This window comes from Klebsiella sp. DY2415 (genome assembly GCF_026314315.1).
Lineage (GTDB): Bacteria > Pseudomonadota > Gammaproteobacteria > Enterobacterales > Enterobacteriaceae > Klebsiella > Klebsiella ornithinolytica.
Window position 1 is genome coordinate 1468220 of record NZ_CP111115.1, and the last position, 17570, is coordinate 1485789.

At 55.5% G+C, this 17570-nt stretch carries 14 protein-coding genes; 10 read left to right on the plus strand and 4 right to left on the minus strand.

The genetic code is table 11. The features are described 5' to 3' along the window. Positions 1-340: 340 nt before the first annotated feature. Both OQV00_RS06985 and OQV00_RS06990 read right to left on the minus strand, forming a co-directional pair. Positions 341-1537: a cyanate transporter gene (locus tag OQV00_RS06985; RefSeq protein ID WP_265104072.1), complete on the minus strand. Its 1197-nt coding sequence runs from the start codon at positions 1535-1537 to the stop codon at positions 341-343. Beyond that, a complete protein-coding gene (locus OQV00_RS06990; protein ID WP_044349625.1) occupies positions 1534-1992 on the minus strand; it encodes a nucleoside deaminase in 459 nt (152 codons plus the stop codon). Before OQV00_RS06990 ends, OQV00_RS06985 begins: the two co-directional genes overlap by 4 nt. 141 nt (positions 1993-2133) lie before the next feature. Here OQV00_RS06990 and cynR point away from each other — a divergent pair, with 141 nt between their 5' ends. Then, on the plus strand, positions 2134-3033 hold the full coding sequence (gene cynR, locus OQV00_RS06995; protein ID WP_064359098.1) for a transcriptional regulator CynR: 900 nt from the start codon (positions 2134-2136) through the stop codon (positions 3031-3033). 10 nt (positions 3034-3043) lie between these two features. On the opposite strand, the gene OQV00_RS07000 is transcribed toward cynR, so the two are convergent. Both OQV00_RS07000 and OQV00_RS07005 read right to left on the minus strand, forming a co-directional pair. After that, complete coding sequence (locus OQV00_RS07000) at positions 3044-3844, minus strand: MipA/OmpV family protein (protein ID WP_004865368.1); 801 nt, start codon at positions 3842-3844, stop codon at positions 3044-3046. Positions 3845-4052: 208 nt separating this feature from the next. Next, entirely contained in the window at positions 4053-4535 is a 483-nt protein-coding gene (locus tag OQV00_RS07005; protein ID WP_015583750.1) for a WbuC family cupin fold metalloprotein, read from the minus strand. 631 nt (positions 4536-5166) lie between these two features. On the opposite strand from OQV00_RS07005, the gene tssB reads away from it, so the two are divergent. The 9 genes from tssB to OQV00_RS07050 all read left to right on the plus strand — a co-directional run bounded on the left by tssB (position 5167) and on the right by OQV00_RS07050 (position 17550). Further along, a complete protein-coding gene (tssB, locus tag OQV00_RS07010; protein ID WP_004865361.1) occupies positions 5167-5664 on the plus strand; it encodes a type VI secretion system contractile sheath small subunit in 498 nt (165 codons plus the stop codon). A gap of 35 nt (positions 5665-5699) precedes the next feature. After that, the gene (tssC, locus tag OQV00_RS07015; protein WP_266280066.1) at positions 5700-7250 is read left to right on the plus strand and encodes a type VI secretion system contractile sheath large subunit; all 1551 of its coding nucleotides are present in this window, start codon (positions 5700-5702) and stop codon (positions 7248-7250) included. A 16-nt stretch (positions 7251-7266) separates the two neighbouring features. Next, positions 7267-8607: a type VI secretion system baseplate subunit TssK gene (tssK, locus tag OQV00_RS07020; protein WP_086816050.1), complete on the plus strand. Its 1341-nt coding sequence runs from the start codon at positions 7267-7269 to the stop codon at positions 8605-8607. Further along, positions 8604-9293, plus strand: coding sequence for a type VI secretion system protein TssL, short form (gene tssL / locus OQV00_RS07025; RefSeq protein ID WP_004865354.1), 690 nt, complete (start codon positions 8604-8606; stop codon positions 9291-9293). The genes tssK and tssL overlap by 4 nt, the downstream gene beginning before the upstream one ends. After that, entirely contained in the window at positions 9290-10993 is a 1704-nt protein-coding gene (locus OQV00_RS07030) for an OmpA family protein (protein ID WP_004865351.1), read from the plus strand. The genes tssL and OQV00_RS07030 overlap by 4 nt, the downstream gene beginning before the upstream one ends. A gap of 13 nt (positions 10994-11006) precedes the next feature. Then, positions 11007-11498 carry a type VI secretion system effector Hcp gene (gene hcp / locus OQV00_RS07035; protein ID WP_004865348.1) on the plus strand — a complete coding sequence of 164 codons (492 nt, stop codon included), beginning with the start codon at positions 11007-11009 and terminating at the stop codon, positions 11496-11498. A 176-nt stretch (positions 11499-11674) separates the two neighbouring features. Then, complete coding sequence (tssH, locus tag OQV00_RS07040) at positions 11675-14329, plus strand: type VI secretion system ATPase TssH (protein WP_266280070.1); 2655 nt, start codon at positions 11675-11677, stop codon at positions 14327-14329. Beyond that, positions 14326-16866 (plus strand): type VI secretion system Vgr family protein, encoded by a 2541-nt coding sequence (locus OQV00_RS07045; protein WP_266280072.1) that lies wholly within the window; start codon positions 14326-14328, stop codon positions 16864-16866. Before tssH ends, OQV00_RS07045 begins: the two co-directional genes overlap by 4 nt. 3 nt (positions 16867-16869) lie before the next feature. Continuing rightward, complete coding sequence (locus OQV00_RS07050; protein WP_086816057.1) at positions 16870-17550, plus strand: hypothetical protein; 681 nt, start codon at positions 16870-16872, stop codon at positions 17548-17550. The last annotated feature ends 20 nt before the right edge of the window (positions 17551-17570 follow it).

The window sequence follows — 17570 nt, forward strand, 5'->3', positions numbered from 1 at the left end:
GAATTTAATCTTCATTGTTGATTCTGATCCGTCGCAGCAAAACCAGAGGATTCCGGCGGCCGCGGCAGGTCGAAATTCTGTGCTGTAACTGCTCCAGATGGCGCTAATGTACGCCTAAAAAATGAGGGAAACAAGGGGCATTTTTTTATTAATTTTTAGTTACTTACGAGTGTCGTGATTCGGCGACACATTAATTTCATTCGGTAATAAATTCCATTCTGGCGACGGCTTTTCGCCGTTGCCGCCGTGATGCGATAGCTGTTTGATTTTGGGATTTATTCTCCTGGCGATGCCAACGATGCGCTGCGGGAAACGCTCTCCCGCGGCGCAACATTCGGGCTTAATCGGCGGCGTGTTCAGGCCGGTGCCAGGCCTGCGGATAGCGTGCCGGTACAAAACGCAGGGTGACGCCCATCAGAGCAGCGACGCAGACGGCATGAAACGCCCAGTCCAGCACATAATTGCCGCTCAGGCTTCGCAGCAGACCCGACAACCACGGGGAGGCGCCGGCCAGCATAAAACCGATGCCCTGCATAAAGGCCACCAGTCGGCCTGCAATCGCCGGATGGCGGGCGTGATCGAGCGCCAGGACCAGGCACAACGGGAATGCGCCGCCTAATCCTATGCCGCCGCACACGGCCCATAGCAGCGGGAGCTGTAGCGGCAGCCAGATAAACCCGCAGAAACCAATAAGCTGCAGCACCAGCGTCAATAGTAATAGTCTGCGGCGATCGTCGTGACGTGCCAGCATCGGTATCAGCAACGCGCCGGCGGTCTGGCCTACGGTCATCATGGCCAGCAGGGTTCCGCTAAACTGAGCGCTATAGCCCAACTGCATGTAATAAGGGGGCAGCCAGGCGATCAGACTGGCGTAGCCGCCGTTAATCAGGCCGAAGTACAGCCCGAGCGTCCACGCGCGGCGGCGGCGGAAAACGGACCCGCTGACCTGAGGTGCGGCCTGATGTTGCCCGGCAGGTCGCATGCGGCTGACTGACCACCAGCCGAGCAGCGCTGCGATGGCGGGCAGAGCCCACCAGGCGAGCGCGTGATGCCAAAGGGCGCTGTGCCGCGCCAGCCACGGCGTCAACGCGGCTCCCAGACCTCCGCCGCCCATGAGCGCCGCTGACCACAGCCCCATGACCTGCGGCGTTCGCTGGGGAAACTGACGCTTTATCACTGCCGGAATCGTCGCCTGAATAATACCGATTCCGATCCCGCCGAGCAGGGCGCTACTCAGCAGCAGCCCGCTGTGCGGCGTGAATTCACGAAGCACGGCGCCTGAGGCGATCATTATCAGGCTCAGTACCATCCCGCGACTTTCGCTGATATGGCGCTGAGTCCAAGGACTTGCCAGCGCCAGGAGTCCCATCGCGATAACCGGGATCGCGGTGAGTAGCGAAACGAGGGTAAATCCCATTCCGCTGGCCTGTTGTAGCTGGGGAAGAAGCGGGCCGATGGAGGTCAAAAGCGGGCGCATATTGATGCCGATCAGTACCAGCACCAGAAGCATCAGGCCGTTGCGCGACATCGGGCTCATTTTTGCTTATCCGCCCACAGCTGATAAAGCGCGAGGCCTTCGGGCTGAGGGCTATGGTGAATCGGGAGTGATTGCGTTTCCAGCGGTTGACTTAGCTGATGGTAGATAGCGGCGGTGGAGAGCCGGAAGGGCTCGCCATCCCGGTTACTGTTGGCGAAATAAACCTCGCGGATGCCGGTCAAATAGATAGCGCTCAGGCACATCGGGCAGGGCTGACCGCTGGCATAAATGATGCACTCGCTGAGCACCTGGCTGCCCAGATGCTGTGAGACGTCGCGAATGGCGTTGAGTTCGGCATGTGCGGTCGGATCGCCGTTTTGATGCAGGGTGTTGACGGCCCGGGCGACAATATCACCCCTGTGGACGATGAGCGCGCCAAACGGACGCCCGCCGTTTTCAACATTGGCTGTGGCGAGGGCGATGGCGTGCTGAAGATAACTATCGTGAACTGACATAGCGGCTCCGGAGAGGAAAGGCAGATATGTTGCGGGAAGAGGAACTTTACGGCTGTACACAGGGCAGAGTACGCATTTTGTTTTATAAGTTAAAAGACTTATTTATGATTGACTCTATTGGTTTTACTTATAGGGGTGCCCATGCTGCTACGCCATCTCACCTGTTTTCTGGCGGTTGCGGAACATCGCAGTTTTACCCGAGCCGCGACGGCGCTGCATGTTTCGCAGCCGGCGCTTTCTCAACAGATCCGCCAGCTTGAAGAGCTGCTGGGCGTCCTGTTATTTGACCGCAGCGGGCGGCAGATTCGTTTGACCGATTCCGGCGAGGTCTGGCTCACTTATGCCCGCCGGGTGCTACAGGAACTGGAAGAGGGTAAACGAGCGCTGCTGGATGTAGAAGACCTGCAGCGGGGAACGCTGCGGGTGGCGATGACGCCGACGTTTACGACCTACTTTATGGGGCCGCTGGTAGCGGCTTTTTATCAGCGTTATCCGAACATCACGCTGACGATGCGTGAAATGGCCCAGCAGCGGATGGAAGCGTTATTGCTTAACGACGAGCTGGATGCCGGGATTGCTTTTGCCGATAGCGGCTCAAGGGATATTGTGGCCACGCCTTTATTCAGCGAAACGCTGGCGCTGGTGGTGGGGCGACATCATCCGCTGGCGGGTCAGCGCCGTATGAAGCTGGAGGCGCTCAATCAGCAATCGTTGATTTTATTGAGCGAGGAGTTTGCGACGCGTGGGCAAATCGACAGCTATTGCCGGCAGCACGGTATTCAGCCAACGGTGCACATGGAGGCCAACTCTATCAGCGCGGTGCTGACGGTGATTCAACATACCCAGCTTGCGACGCTGTTACCGGCCGCCATCGTACGGGACCGCGACGATCTGGTGGCGGTGACGCTCATGCCGGTGCTGCTGGAGCGAACGGCTTGCCTGCTGCAGCACAAAGAGGCCTGGCAGAGTGCCGCGGCGCGCGCGTTTAGCGCGATGGCATTACAGATCGCCGGGGAGCTTAGCGGTGGGAAAACCTTGTGATAGTGTCCGCTTACCAGGTATAGCCGACGGCCAGAATGCCATACAGTTCGCCGTTGTGCTGAACGAGGGGGCTGTCGGCGATATCTTTATCATACAGCTCGTAGTTGGCGGCGAACATGCCAACCCAGTGGGGGCTGAAACGGTAGCTGGTAATAATCGCCGCCATTGGTGAGACGGTGGTACCGGTATCCCACTGCGGGCGCTGGCTGGTGGCTTCGCTGGCCGAGACGCCGCCAAAATAGTAGTTGGCCATATTGCTACTGCGGATCATCAGTCCCATCCCCGGCATGATCAGCAGATTATCTTTGATGACGGGAAAATCTGCCCACAAAAGCAGCTCCTGGCCATTGCTGCGCCCCGTCACGTCGGAGCTGATACGGGCGCTCAGCAGCGCATAGGGCGTAATCAGCGTGGTGCCGATACCGGCTTCAAACTCGCCTTTTCGCTGCTCCATACCCTTGAACGCGCTATTATCGCTGGGATCTAAGTTGCCAAATCGCCAGCGGCCATAGCCGTAAAAAGCCACTTTGTCGTCGATATGAAAATAGTAGCGGGCGCGATCGCCGAGATAGATCAACCGATCGCCGAAGTAGAGCCCGCCGGGAATAAAGTAAGTTTCATTATTCTGCTTTTCGTAGCGCGCCGTTCCGCTAATCGTTGCGGCTCCCAACACTAGTCCTTTTGGGACCGGACTGTTCGGATTCGATGCGGAGAAGATATCGATGGAACCCAGGTCAACCTCGGCGCTGGCGGGCGAACAACACAGCATCATGGAGCAGAGAGTGGCAGCAGGGTAGCGAAATGGTTTCATCCGGATTCCAAATATGGTGAGGGATTATGGCGCTAATACGCGCAGATGCTTTGCAGATAAAATATTGCCAATGTGAATATATACCAGCGCGGGTCAGTCAGTAGGCGAGTTTTTTATTTTTTCTAAATTTATAATGACCATTTTTTATGGGCTATAAAGGTCTTAATCCGCCGCGTCCCGGCAGCGGACTGTTTTTTAACCGGCCTGGTCAGAGTGAGCGAATGTGCCCGCCGTCGCCAACCTGAGCCTGACGATACCATTCCATCAGTTCAAACGTTCCTTCTTCACCTTCCGCAGGTGCCCAGGTGACATAATCCCCGGCAGCAACCGGCTGATAGCCGCCGTGTTTGACCTCAAAAATAACGCCGCCGGCGTCCAGCGACAGAACCGCATGCCAGGTCCCGGCATCCATCTCTAGCGCCGTACACTCTTCACCTAATACGATGCGGCGAGTGACGTAACCGAGATCATCAAAAGTCAGTACCACAAAGCGCCCGCTGAGAGCTAACAGCAGTTCAAAGGTGTGCGGATGACGGTGAGGGCGAATGTAGGTGCCCGGTTCCATCGCGATCGCCAGACGTTGTACGGGATCGGTTAATTCCGGGTGAAAATTACGATGTGCACGCAAACGAGGTGAGCGCGCTGCCGCATCGCTCTGCTGTTGCATGTCGCTGAAAGTGATGTATTTCATTTAGCCGCCTGACGTGAGGTCCGAGATTGCGAATGGTTTCGCTACCGTGAATGAGCTTTGCACTGTTTTGCAGAAAGCCAGTCGCCGCATTGTATCCATTTCCCCTGAGTGGCGCGCACTGTTTTTCGGTTCATCAAGCGTCGTCTCACGTGGCAAATTCAACCCGCCACGCCATTGACCTTTTGGCGACTTCCTGGATCATGGTGGACCGTAGCTTGCTCCTTTTTATATATATGACACCTTCCATAAATTCTGATGATTATTATCTTATGTCAGCGGTGCAAAAATAAAATGCATTCATTTTATGAATTAACTATCTTACTAAGATATGGCTGGTTTTATATAACTCGTCTTTTTAAAGTGAGATTTTTTCTCATTGCCTGAGGATTATTCTTATTTTAATGTCGTTGTTGTTTTAAATTTTTAGAGTAATTGAGTGATTTAATCTGGAAATCCAGTGATGACGCGGTGTTTACACCGTGGTTAAATATTTTGTGGAGGGCTGGGATTATCACCATTTTTTTGCCTGCTTTACCTTGGCGCAAATTACTGGTTAGAATAAAAACTATATTTTTTATATGGCGACAGTCTGTCCGGCAAAGGGACTAATTTATTCAGGAGATAAATATATATGTCTGAATCATTTCAGAATGAGATACCTCGTGCGCGTGTAAATATAAAACTGGATCTGGTGACGGGTGGCGCTCAGAAGAAAGTTGAGCTGCCGTTGAAGCTCCTGAGTGTGGGTGACTTCAGCAATGGCAAGACTCAAGGGACGCTTTCAGAGCGCGAAAAAATCAATATCACTTTGAGCAATTTCAATAGCGTCCTCGCAGATCTCAATCCCGAAGTTTATCTCACCGTTAAAAATACCCTCGCCAACGATGGCTCCGAAGAGCGTGTGAAACTGGCCTTTCAGGATATGAAGGATTTTGAACCTGAGGCGGTAGCGCGGCAAATTCCACAGCTACGTGTGATGCTTGCTATGCGTAATTTATTACGTGATTTGAAATCCAATCTGCTGGACAACGTTACTTTCAGGAAAGAACTGGAAATCATTTTAAAAGACCCTGCTCTGTCCGATGAGCTACGCAGTGAATTGAATGCGCTTGCCCCGGTCCAGGATTAATTTCTGGGAACCTTAACGGAATATTAACGAGAAAAATGCTGATGTCAGTAAATAATGAAATCCAGAATGAGGGAAGGGCAGCCACAGTTGAAAAAATGCTGCCGCAGAACGGTGTATATGCCTCACTGTTCGACAAAATTAATTTAACGCCGGTTGCTGAAATGGGTGGCCTGAATGGATTTGAAGATAATGCCGTCATGGCGGAAACCTCGGCCGATGAACGTGTTACTGCCGCTGTTCAGGTTTTCATGCAGTGCCTGCATAAGTCCGGCCAGAAGGTCGAGAAGCTCGATAAGACATTACTCGATCACCATATCGCTGAACTGGATTTCCAGATCAGCCGTCAGCTGGATGAAGTCATGCACAATGACGCGTTTCAGAAAGTGGAGTCCGTGTGGCGTGGCCTGAAGTCACTGGTGGATAAAACCGACTTCCGCCAGAACGTGAAGCTGGAAATCCTCGATCTGTCCAAAGAAGAATTGCGTCAGGATTTCGAAGATTCCGCGGAAATAGTCCAGAGCGGCCTGTACAAGCAGACCTACATCGCGGAATACGACACCCCTGGCGGTGAGCCGATTGCGGCAGCGATTTCAGCTTATGAATTTGATGCCACCGCGCAGGACGTGGCGCTGATGCGTAATATTTCAAAAGTCTCCGCCGCCGCGCACATGCCATTTATTGGCTCTGCGGGGCCGAAATTCTTCCTCAAAGAGTCGATGGAAGAGGTGGCGGCTATCAAAGATATCAGCAACTACTTCGACCGCGCCGAGTACATCAAGTGGCAATCCTTCCGCGACACCGACGATTCGCGGTATATCGGCCTGGTGATGCCGCGCGTGCTTGGTCGCCTGCCATATGGTCCGGATACCGTACCGGTACGCAGTTTCAACTATGTCGAAGAAGTGAAAGGCCCGGATCACAACAAATACCTGTGGACGAATGCGTCTTTTGCCTTTGCGGCCAATATGGTGAAAAGCTTCATCAATAATGGCTGGTGCGTGCAAATTCGCGGTCCGCAGGCCGGTGGCGCAGTGAAAGAGCTGCCGATCCACCTGTATGATCTCGGCACCGGCAACCAGGTGAAAATCCCGTCCGAAGTGATGATCCCGGAAACCCGCGAGTTTGAGTTCTCCAGCCTCGGCTTCATTCCGTTGTCATACTACAAAAACCGCGACTACGCATGCTTCTTCTCTGCCAACTCCGCCCAAAAACCCGCTCTGTATGACACTGCCGATGCCTCGGCCAACAGCCGCATTAACTCGCGTTTGCCATACATCTTCCTGCTGTCGCGCATCGCGCATTACCTGAAGCTTATTCAGCGTGAAAACATCGGTACCACCAAAGATCGCCGTCTGCTGGAGCTGGAGCTGAACACCTGGATTCGCGGCCTGGTGACGGAGATGACGGATCCGGGCGATGAGCTGCAGGCGTCTCACCCGCTGCGCGATGCGAAAGTGGTGGTGGAAGACATCGAAGATAACCCGGGCTTCTTCCGCGTCCGACTGTTCGCCATCCCGCACTTCCAGGTGGAAGGGATGGACGTCAACCTGTCGCTGGTTTCCCAGATGCCGAAAGCCAAATCGTAATTAAGGCAGGAAGCCGATGAAAACGGAGCAACCGTTATGGGGAAGAGGGATTATGGTCTCGCCCCAGCACTTCCAGCAACAGGCCGCATATGCTGCCTGGTCTGCCGAAGGTATCGCGCAGATGAGTCTCAGCCACCCCTGGGGGGTGATTGAGGCTGCATTTGAACAAAACATGCTGAAGCTGGGCCGTTTACAGGCCAGCAGGCTGCATATTCGTTTTCAGGATGGCACCCTGGTTGATAGTGATAATGCTGACGGCCTGCCTTCGGTGCTATCGCTTGAAGGGGAATCGCACGAAACCATCGTGGTACTGGCGTTACCGCTATGGCGCGCCAACGGCGGTAACTGCCTGAAGCCAGACGAGGCAGCTGAACGTCCGGTTCGCTATCGTCAGCGCTGGCATGATGTCCGCAACCAGTTTGGTGACGATAATCGCCAGATTGCGGTTCTGCAGCCTGAACTCAGTTTGCGCTTTGCCCATCAGAATAACAGCGACTATCTGACCTGCCCGGTGGCGCGTCTGCAGCAGGACTCACAGGGAGTCTGGACGCTGGATGACAGCTTTTTACCTCCGTTACTGAGTGTACGAAGTAGCCGTTGGCTGATGAAGCAGCTTGATCAACTGATGACTCAGCTTCGGGCGCGTCTGATACGTCTGATGGCCATGCGTCGTGAAAGTAACGAACGAATGGCCGACTTTGCTGTGGCGGACGTCTCCCTTTTCTGGCTCCTCAATGCGCTCAACAGCGCAGAACCGGTGCTGGCACAGTTCCAGCGTTTTCCACAAAGCGCCGTCGAGCGCCTGTTCCCGGAGCTGGCTCGTCTGGCGGGTGGCCTGCTGACCTTCTCCCTTGAGCACCAGGTTAGCGCAATCCCGGCTTACCAGCACGAACATCTGAATGCGGTTTTCCCGCCGCTGTTCGACCTGTTAAGCGATTTACTGGAAGCCAGCCTTCCATCCCGCGTGGTGTCCATTGAGCTGACGCATGACAAACGCCTGCGTCAATGGCTGGCTCGTCTGCAGGATCCTCGCCTGCTTGAAGGGGCGGATTATTACCTGTCCGTACGCTCGCCTGTTCCGGTGGCACAGCTGCAGGAGCAGTTCCCTCGCCAGTGCAAAGTGGGCAGCCCTGATTATGTCACAAACCTGGTGAATGCCTCCCGACAGGGCATCCCGCTCAAACCATTGCATCACGTCCCGGCAGCCATTCCTTTGCGTCTGGAAAACCAGTATTTCTCGCTCGATTTATCCCATCCGGCGGCACAAGAAATGCTGGAGAGCGGCAGTTGCATGTTCTACACCCCGGGCACGCTCGGTGAACCTGAACTTGAACTCTTTGCGGTACTGAGAACATGAGTAAAACCAAGCGTGGAGTGATCGCGCCCATTGATATTGATGCCCTGTTGCAGGACACGTGGCTACAGGTAGTCAGCCTGCGCCATGGGCCAACGTTCCAGGAGGGAGAAGGTTGGGTGCTGTGGGAGCGCTGCGTTGCAGATGTCGAGCGCGTTCAGCTGGTGCTGAAAGAGAAGGGGCTGGATGACGCAAGCTGCCAGCATATCCTTACTGCCCAATGTGCGCTGATCGATGAGGCTGTTAAAAGTCGTGGCCTGCAGGATGATGCCTGCGTTCAGTGGTATGACATTCCACTGCAGGGGCATTTTCTGGGCACGATGGAAGCGGGCGATACGCTGTGTGACCGCATGCGTGACGTATTGTATGCACCCGCATCAGAGAGTGCCGTTTTAACCTGCTTCCAACGGGTCATGATGCTGGGCTTTCTCGGTAGCTACCGTTCGTTGAACGATCCGGAGCGGCAGAAGCTGGTGAAAGCGCTCAGCGAACACGTGGCGCCTTTCACTTATCCGCAAACGCATCCGGTACTGGCTGAAAGCCGCAGCGGGCGGGGAGTCGGTAGCTGGTTTTCCTCATGGCCGGTTCGCATTGCCGTGAGCGTCATCGTGGTCGCTGCGCTGTGGTGGGGGCTGAACAACTGGCTGGATCAGATGCTGGCAACCCTGTTGCCTGGGGCGGTGAAATGAGTCCAGCGCAACAGCGGTGGCTTGCTCTCTGGGCAGCGCTTTTAACAGGGACGATCTGCCTGAGCTTTCTGCCTCTTTCGAGACTGGTTTCGATCCTTATCCTGCTGGTCGTCTGGGGGGGGATAGCGGCGCTGCTGTATGTGTCCTCTCGTCGTTCAGAACAAAATCATACTGCATGTCTCGATAATCTGCCGGAGGTGACATACCGCCAGCCTGTTGTGCTGGTTTGTGGTGATGTTCCCTGGACATGGCAAGAGGCGTCGCAGGTGCTGACCGTGACGCATGGCTGCTGGATCCGCGTTGAAGAACATCAGGATGTTGAGCAGGTAGCACGCCAACTGCTGTGGCTGCGTCCTGACTGGGGGCGTCAGCTGTCGGTGATGGTCAGTGTTTACCCGCAGAAACACGCAGACAGCGAAGCCCTGACCAGTCGTCTGTTGGTCCTGCGCTGGCAAATCAGCCGGCTGCGTAAAGAAACGGGTCATTCTGTGCCGCTGGTTCTGAATGGTCAGGTTGGCAGCGCGATGACGAATGATCTGCTCTGGCAGGCGGCTATCCCGGGGGAAGGGGTGAGGATCTGGCGTGAGTCTTCAGCGCCGAGTTCAATCGTTGCATGGGTCACCACCGGTGGGTCGCCTGCGATGCAGCAACAGGTGCTGATGAACAGCTTGATGAACTGGTTCCATCAGCACGTCAAAGCTGTCTTTATGGATGAAAACCCTGACGTTCCTGCCATTGCTCCTACCGCGGTGCTGTGGGGAATGGGACCGATCCTTGCCGGAAGTCTGGCGACATCTGCCTGGACGGCGTGGCTTTCCCGTCACACTGCGATGCAGCAGGTGGCCGGCTGGCAGCCGGTGGGTACGGACAGTACGGTTATCTCCCCGTTCCCGGATTTTATTCTGCCGCTGCTGCCAGAGGGGCGAGGCCTGACGCCGCGTGGGCGAGCCTTCCGTTGTGCACTCTGGATTTTCACGCTGGCAGCCATTGCTGCGCTGCTCAGTAGTGGCTGGAACAATCGCCAGCTGCTGCAGCGTGTGAGCTTCGATATTGCCCGCTATGACCGTATCCCGATGCATGATTTCGGACCAAAAGCCGATGCTGTTGCCGTCCTGCGTGACGATGCGGCAGAGCTGGATGACTGGGCGCGCAATGGCATACCGGCGCGGATGGGCCTCGGTCTGTATCAGGGAGAGCGTCTGCGAATGCCTGTGCTGGATGCGATCCGTTCCTGGGTGCCACCACCACCGCCGCCTGAACCGCAGCCAAAACCCAAACCGGTACCGAAAATTGTCCGCCTCGACAGCATGTCGTTGTTCGATTCCGGCAAATCCGTGTTAAAGGCTGGCTCCACCAAAATGCTGGTCAATTCCCTGGTCGGCGTTAAGGCAAAGCCGGGCTGGCTGATCGTGGTCGCCGGTCATACCGATAACACCGGCACTCCACAACTGAATCAGCCGCTTTCTCTGAAACGTGCCGCAGCTGTGCGCGACTGGATGCGTGACACCGGCGACCTGCCGGAAAGCTGTTTTGCAGTGCAGGGCTATGGCGAAAGTCGTCCTGTCGCAACTAACGACACCGCGGACGGGCGCGCGCTCAACCGTCGTGTCGAAATCAGTCTGGTACCGCAGGCGAACGCCTGTCAGCTACCGGGCGAACCCACAGCGTCATCGCAGGATGATGACGTTTCTCAACATTAATGGAGTAAATCCGATGGCAATTCCTGTTTATCTTTGGCTGAAAGACGACGGCGGCGCGGACATCAAAGGGTCTGTGGACGTGCAGGACCGCGAAGGCAGCATCGAAGTGGTGGCACAGCAGCATAACCTGTACATCCCGACCGACAACAACACCGGCAAGCTGACCGGTACCCGTATCCACACCCCGTTCCTGTTCACCAAGGAAATCGATTCGTCCAGCCCGTATCTGTACAAAGCGGTGACCACCGGTCAGACCCTGAAATCCGCGGAATTTAAGTGGTACAAAATCAACGACGCGGGCCAGGAAGTGGAGTACTTCAACACCAGACTCGAAAACGTGAAAGTGGTGAAAGTGAACCCGGTGATGCACGACATCAAGGATCCTGCTTACGAGAAGCATAACCACCTCGAACAGATCGAACTACGTTACGAAAAAATCACCTGGACCTACAAAGACGGCAACATCATTCATTCCGATTCCTGGAACGAACGCGCCACTGCGTAAGTCACGAGCGGGCAGAGCTTCTCTGTCCGCTTTTTTGTCTTTGCTGAACGTCTGCCGCCGACGGGCGTTGAGCAAAGACCCCACAATCTGCCAGCCGACCGTATGCGCTTTGGTCCCCTTCTCGGGAAACAGCGAGGGGCGGTAGCGTGTCCAGGAACCGACAAAGAGAGAGACTCATGGAAAATCCAGCCATCCTGCTGCGACGTCTGAACCCTTACTGTGCCCGTGCGATGGAAGGGGCAGCCTCGCTCTGTCAGACCCGCGCACATGCGGAAATTTTGCCGGAGCACTGGCTGCTGAAACTGCTGGAGCAGGGCGAGGGTGACCTCACCGTGCTGGCCCGGCGTTACGAATGGGATATGGAGGCGCTGTGGCAGGATTTGCTCGTCTGGCTGGACAAACAACCGCGCTCAGTGCGTCACCGACCGCAGCTCTCGGAAAACATCCAGACGCTGATGCAGGAAGCCTGGCTGACGGCCTCCCTTAATGGAGAAGAGCAAATCCGTAGCGTGCATCTGCTGATGGCGCTGGTCGATAAGCCAAAACTGGCCCACTGTGATGGCCTGTGGCCATTGCTGACTCTGGGCCAGAGTCAGCTGGATCGCCTGCGTCCGTTACTCGATGCACAGTCCGACGAACGTCCGGACGTGCAGCAGGAAGCTGAACTGGCGCAGAGCCATGGCGGGGGAGTGGCGTTTGTCGGGCGCCCGGTTGGGGCAGAAGTGAAAGAGGGCGAGTTGTCCCCGGCGCTGCAGAACGCGCTGGATAAATTCACTCTCGATGTCACCGCCAAAGCGAAGGACGGCAAAATCGACCCGGTGTTTGGCCGCGACACGGAAATCCGCCAGATGGTCGACATTCTCTCCCGTCGTCGCAAGAACAATCCGATCCTGGTCGGTGAACCCGGCGTCGGCAAAACCGCCCTGGTGGAAGGTCTCGCACTCAGAATCGCCGAAGGCAATGTACCGGAAGCGCTCAAACCTGTTGTGTTGCGCGCGCTTGACCTTGGCCTGCTGCAGGCGGGGGCGGGCGTGAAGGGCGAATTTGAACAGCGGCTGAAAAACGTCATCGATGCCGTGCAGCAATCACCGGTGCCGATTTTGCTGTTCATCGACGAAGCGCACACTATCATCGGCGCGGGCAACCAGGCGGGGGGCGCAGATGCCGCCAACCTGCTGAAACCGGCGCTGGCGCGCGGCGAACTGCGTACCATCGCCGCCACCACCTGGTCTGAATACAAACAGTATTTCGAGCGTGACGCCGCCCTGGAACGTCGCTTCCAGATGGTGAAAGTTGACGAGCCCGACGATGACACCGCCTGCCTTATGCTGCGCGGCCTGAAGTCCCGCTATGCCGAACACCACAACGTGCACATTACCGATAATGCGGTGCGCGCCGCCGTCAGCCTTTCACGGCGCTACCTGACGGGCCGCCAGCTGCCGGACAAGGCCGTTGATCTGCTCGACACCGCCAGCGCCCGGGTGCGCATGAGTCTCGATACCGTACCGGAACCGCTGACCCACATTCGCTCGCAGATTACCTCGCTTGAAATGGAGAGGCAGTCGCTGCTGGAAGACATTGCGCTGGGTAGCCAGACGCACGGCGAACGCCTGGCCGCCATTGAGCAGGAAGAAAATGACCTTATCGTCGCGCTCGACGAACTGGAGACCCGGTACGGCGGAGAGCTGAAACTTACCGAACAGCTGCTGGAAAGTCGCCAGGATATCTCGCGCCAGAGCGAGATTCAGGCGCTGCAACAGCAGCTGAACGCCATGCAGCACAGCAACCCGCTGCTTTCTGCCGATGTGGATGTGCGCACCGTGGCTAACGTGATCGCCGACTGGACCGGCGTACCGCTGTCCTCGCTAATGAAAGACGAGCAGACCGGGCTGCTGACCCTGGAAAATGAAATCGGCAAACGTGTGGTCGGACAGGACGTGGCGCTGACTGCCATCGCGCAACGCCTGCGAGCAGCGAAAACCGGCCTCACGTCTGAAAACGGCCCACAGGGTGTGTTCCTGCTGGTCGGTCCGAGTGGTGTCGGTAAAACCGAAACCGCGCTGGCGCTGGCCGACGTGCTGTACGGCGGCGAAAAATCCTTAATCACCATCAATCTTTCCGAATACCAGGAGCCGCACACCGTTTCTCAGTTGAAAGGCTCACCGCCGGGCTACGTCGGTTATGGCCAGGGCGGCATCCTGACCGAAGCCGTGCGCAAACGCCCGTACAGCGTGGTGTTGCTGGATGAAGTGGAAAAAGCGCACCGCGACGTGATGAACCTGTTCTATCAGGTGTTCGACCGCGGTTTCATGCGCGACGGCGAAGGCCGTGAAATCGACTTCCGTAATACGGTGATCCTGATGACCTCCAACCTTGGCAGCGACCATCTGATGCAGCTGCTGGACGAACATCCGGAAGCGACCGAAGCGGATCTGCATGAATTGCTGCGCCCGATCCTACGCGATCATTTCCAGCCCGCGCTGCTGGCCCGTTTCCAGACCGTGATTTACCGCCCGCTTAATGAGCCCGCCATGCGCACCATCGTGGAAATGAAGCTGTCGCAGGTCAGCAAGCGCTTACATCGACACTACGGTCTGACCATGCACATCGAAGAGAGCCTGTACGACGCGCTGACCGCCGTCTGTCTGCTGCCGGATACCGGTGCACGTAACGTCGACAGCCTGCTCAACCAGCAAATTCTGCCGGTACTGAGTCAGCAGCTGCTGACCCACATGGCCGCCAGACAGAAACCACAGTCGTTATGCCTTAGCTGGAGTGAGGAAGAGGGTATCGGGCTGGAGTTTGACCGTACACAAGGAGTGCACGCATGAGCAGTAATCCCCCGATCAGATTCAGCCACAACCATCACTTGCTGTCGGTGAAGGGATGTGAGGCAGAGCTGGATGTGCTGGCCTTTGAAGGTGATGAAGCTCTGAGCACACCGTTCAGCTACCGGATTGAATTCACCAGCTGTGACCATGCCATCAGCAAAGAGATGATGCTGATGAAACCGGGCTCGCTGACGCTGCAGGCTCCGGTGAACCAGGGCTTTGGCATCAAAATGCAGCAGGCGGTGCGGGTGATTCAGGGCGTGGTGAGCGGGTTTGAGCGACTCAGTACCTCGAAAGACGAGACCTGTTATGCGCTGACGTTACAGCCACGCCTGGCACTGCTGGGGCGCTCGCACCAGAACGCGATTTACCAGGATATGTCGGTCCCGCAGATTGTGGACAAAATCCTCCGCGAGCGCCATGGCCTGCGTGGTCAGGATTTCCTTTTCTCGCTCAGCAAAGAATATCCGCGCCGCGAGCAGGTGATGCAGTACGGCGAGGACGACCTGCATTTTATCACCCGTCTGCTGGGTGAGGTGGGTATCTGGTTCCGCTTCACCACCGACACCCGGCTGAACATTGACGTGGTGGAGTTTTACGACAGCCAGCAGGGATATGAGAAAGGCCTGACGCTACCCTCGGTTCCGCCGTCTGGCCAGCATTCAGATGGCGTGGATTCGGTGTGGGGGATGGAGAGCCACCACCACGTGGTGCAGAAGCAGGTCAGCACCCGCGATTACAACTACCGCCAGGCCACGGATGACATGAACACCCTGGTGGACGCGACCCGTGGCGACAATACGACTTACGGCGAGGCATACCACTATGCCGACAACTACCTGACCCAGGGCAGCGCATATGACCGCAATCCTGCCCCGGAGTCCGGGGCGTTTTATGCCCGCATTCGTCATGAGCGCTACCTGAATGGCCAGACGCAGATTCATGCCATCACCAGCTGCCCGACCCTCTCTCCGGGTCAGGTACTGAAAGTCACCGGCGGGTACGAAGTGGCAGACGTGTTTGCTCAGGGAGTGGTCATCACGGCGATGCACAGCCATGCGCGGCGGGATGAAGATTTTGGCGTCAGGTTTGACGGTATCCCGGACAGCACCGATTTTGGCTTCCGTCCTGACCCAGGCTCACGTCCGGTGATGGCCGGCACGCTGCCGGCCCGTGTCACCAGTACCACCGAAAACGACACCTACGGCCATATCGACAAAGACGGCCGCTATCGCGTCAACATGCTGTTTGACCGTGATAACTGGGAGACGGGGTTCGAGAGCCTGTGGGTGCGTCAGTCGCGCCCCTACGCAGGAGATACTTACGGCCTGCACCTGCCGCTGCTGGCGGGCACCGAAGTGGCGATTGGCTTTGAGGACGGCAACCCGGACAGGCCATATATCTCCGGCGTGCTGCATGATTCGGCGCACGGCGACCATGTCACCATCCGCAACAATAAACGCAACGTGCTGCGCACCCCGGCGAACAACAAAATTCGCCTCGACGATGAGCGCGGGAAAGAGCACATCAAGGTCTCCACCGAATACGGTGGCAAGAGCCAGCTGAACCTCGGCCATTTAGTGGACAGCGAAAAGCAGCCGCGCGGGGAAGGCTTCGAGCTGCGCACGGATTCATGGGGCGCCATCCGGGCGCAGAAAGGGATATTCATCAGCGCTGATGGCCAGGCGAAGGCGCAGGGCCAGGTGCTGGAGATGGACCCGGCGGTCAGTAATCTCAGCGATGCCCGGGAACAAATGACCTCCATTTCAACGGATGCACAGACTGCCACCGCCAACCCGGCAGACCTGCAGGCGCAAATCAACCTACTGGAACAGCAACTGATAGACCTCAAAAAATCAGTGCTGCTACTCAGCGCGCCGGATGGAATAGCGCTGACCAGCGGCCAACATCTGCAGGTATCTGCTGGTCAGAACCTGATAGCCACAGCCGGTAAAAATGCCGACGTCAGCGTGGTGAAAAATCTGTTCATCGGGGTGGGTAATGCCCTGAGCGTGTTTGTGAGAAAGCTGGGGATCAAGCTCATCGCGAACCAGGGGCCGGTGCAGGTACAGGCGCAGAACGACCTGATGGAATTGCTGGCACGTAAAGAAATCAGCATTTTCAGCACGGAGGATGAAATCAAAATCATCGCGAAGAAGAAGATCACGCTAAATGGTGGCGGGAGTTATATCACACTGGATGTTAATGCCATTGAATCAGCGACAATGGGCGATTTCAGAACAAGAGCCGGGCATTATACCAGACAGACGCGAGCGCAGAATAAACCAACAATACCAGTGTTAGCAGCAAAAACATCTCAAGCAGATATTGATGGCTTATTAGATGAGAAAGACTGGTTTGAAATAATTTTAGTAGATGATTACGATCAACCAATCCCTTATGAACATTATCGGTTAACTACACCCGATGGTTTAGTTATGGAGGGGATGTTGGGGGAGGACGGGGTTGCACGAATTGAAAATATTTCATCCGGGGTTTGTGATGTGGTATTTCCTAATATCAAAAGGGATAGTTAACAGATGGTAGATAAAACCAATGTAACCTCTAAAAATCAAAGCGTTAAAGCTAAAACGGGTGAGCGGCATAAAGCTGTAGTCCAAAATGCATCAATGGAGATATTAATTGGTGGTCCTTATGTAAAAGACGGGGAAGATAAAACTTATGGGCATGTTGCGATAAGAGTTATTGCGTTAAAGAAGGATTATACCTATGACTACGGCCGATATGGAGCAACCCGTGGAGTCTTTAATGATGAAGGTGATGGAATAATTCGTGTTTGGTCAGATTTTTCAAAATATATAGCAGGTGAAAATTCTACAGGAAGGAAAACTGTCGGTTATGTGTTTAGCATAAAAGATGAAGATGCAAAAAAAATCATTGATCATTATAATGATTTTGTTAATGGTGCCAGTGTTGTTGCAAAAAACAAGGTGATGATATCGTATAAGACAAAATACGATTATGATGCGCTGAAAAGGAACTGCACAACGGTTAGTTTTGATGGGGCGAAAGTTGGCATTTCAGATATTGATAAGTCTCAAGCTCAATACAATAATGGACAAGGGCTTAGTATGACAGAAAAACTCGCGGCAAAGGCTTCTGGATGGCCTGGTAGAGTCTTCATGCCAGCGGATGCAGGTGCGATGTTGAAAAATAGAGATAGCCCTAAACCAGTGAAGATCAATCAGTATGGCAAGTGATTATACTAAAGTTAACGTTG

Coding starts and splice junctions, on each gene's coding strand:
- hcp (WP_004865348.1), top strand. CDS start 11,007: ATGGCAATTCCTGTTTATCTTTGGCTGAAAGACGACGGCGGCGCGGAC.
- cynR (WP_064359098.1), top strand. CDS start 2,134: ATGCTGCTACGCCATCTCACCTGTTTTCTGGCGGTTGCGGAACATCGC.
- tssC (WP_266280066.1), top strand. CDS start 5,700: ATGCTGATGTCAGTAAATAATGAAATCCAGAATGAGGGAAGGGCAGCC.
- OQV00_RS06985 (WP_265104072.1), bottom strand. CDS start 1,537: ATGAGCCCGATGTCGCGCAACGGCCTGATGCTTCTGGTGCTGGTACTG.
- tssK (WP_086816050.1), top strand. CDS start 7,267: ATGAAAACGGAGCAACCGTTATGGGGAAGAGGGATTATGGTCTCGCCC.
- OQV00_RS07030 (WP_004865351.1), top strand. CDS start 9,290: ATGAGTCCAGCGCAACAGCGGTGGCTTGCTCTCTGGGCAGCGCTTTTA.
- OQV00_RS07000 (WP_004865368.1), bottom strand. CDS start 3,844: ATGAAACCATTTCGCTACCCTGCTGCCACTCTCTGCTCCATGATGCTG.
- OQV00_RS07050 (WP_086816057.1), top strand. CDS start 16,870: ATGGTAGATAAAACCAATGTAACCTCTAAAAATCAAAGCGTTAAAGCT.
- tssH (WP_266280070.1), top strand. CDS start 11,675: ATGGAAAATCCAGCCATCCTGCTGCGACGTCTGAACCCTTACTGTGCC.
- tssB (WP_004865361.1), top strand. CDS start 5,167: ATGTCTGAATCATTTCAGAATGAGATACCTCGTGCGCGTGTAAATATA.
- OQV00_RS06990 (WP_044349625.1), bottom strand. CDS start 1,992: ATGTCAGTTCACGATAGTTATCTTCAGCACGCCATCGCCCTCGCCACA.
- OQV00_RS07005 (WP_015583750.1), bottom strand. CDS start 4,535: ATGAAATACATCACTTTCAGCGACATGCAACAGCAGAGCGATGCGGCA.
- tssL (WP_004865354.1), top strand. CDS start 8,604: ATGAGTAAAACCAAGCGTGGAGTGATCGCGCCCATTGATATTGATGCC.
- OQV00_RS07045 (WP_266280072.1), top strand. CDS start 14,326: ATGAGCAGTAATCCCCCGATCAGATTCAGCCACAACCATCACTTGCTG.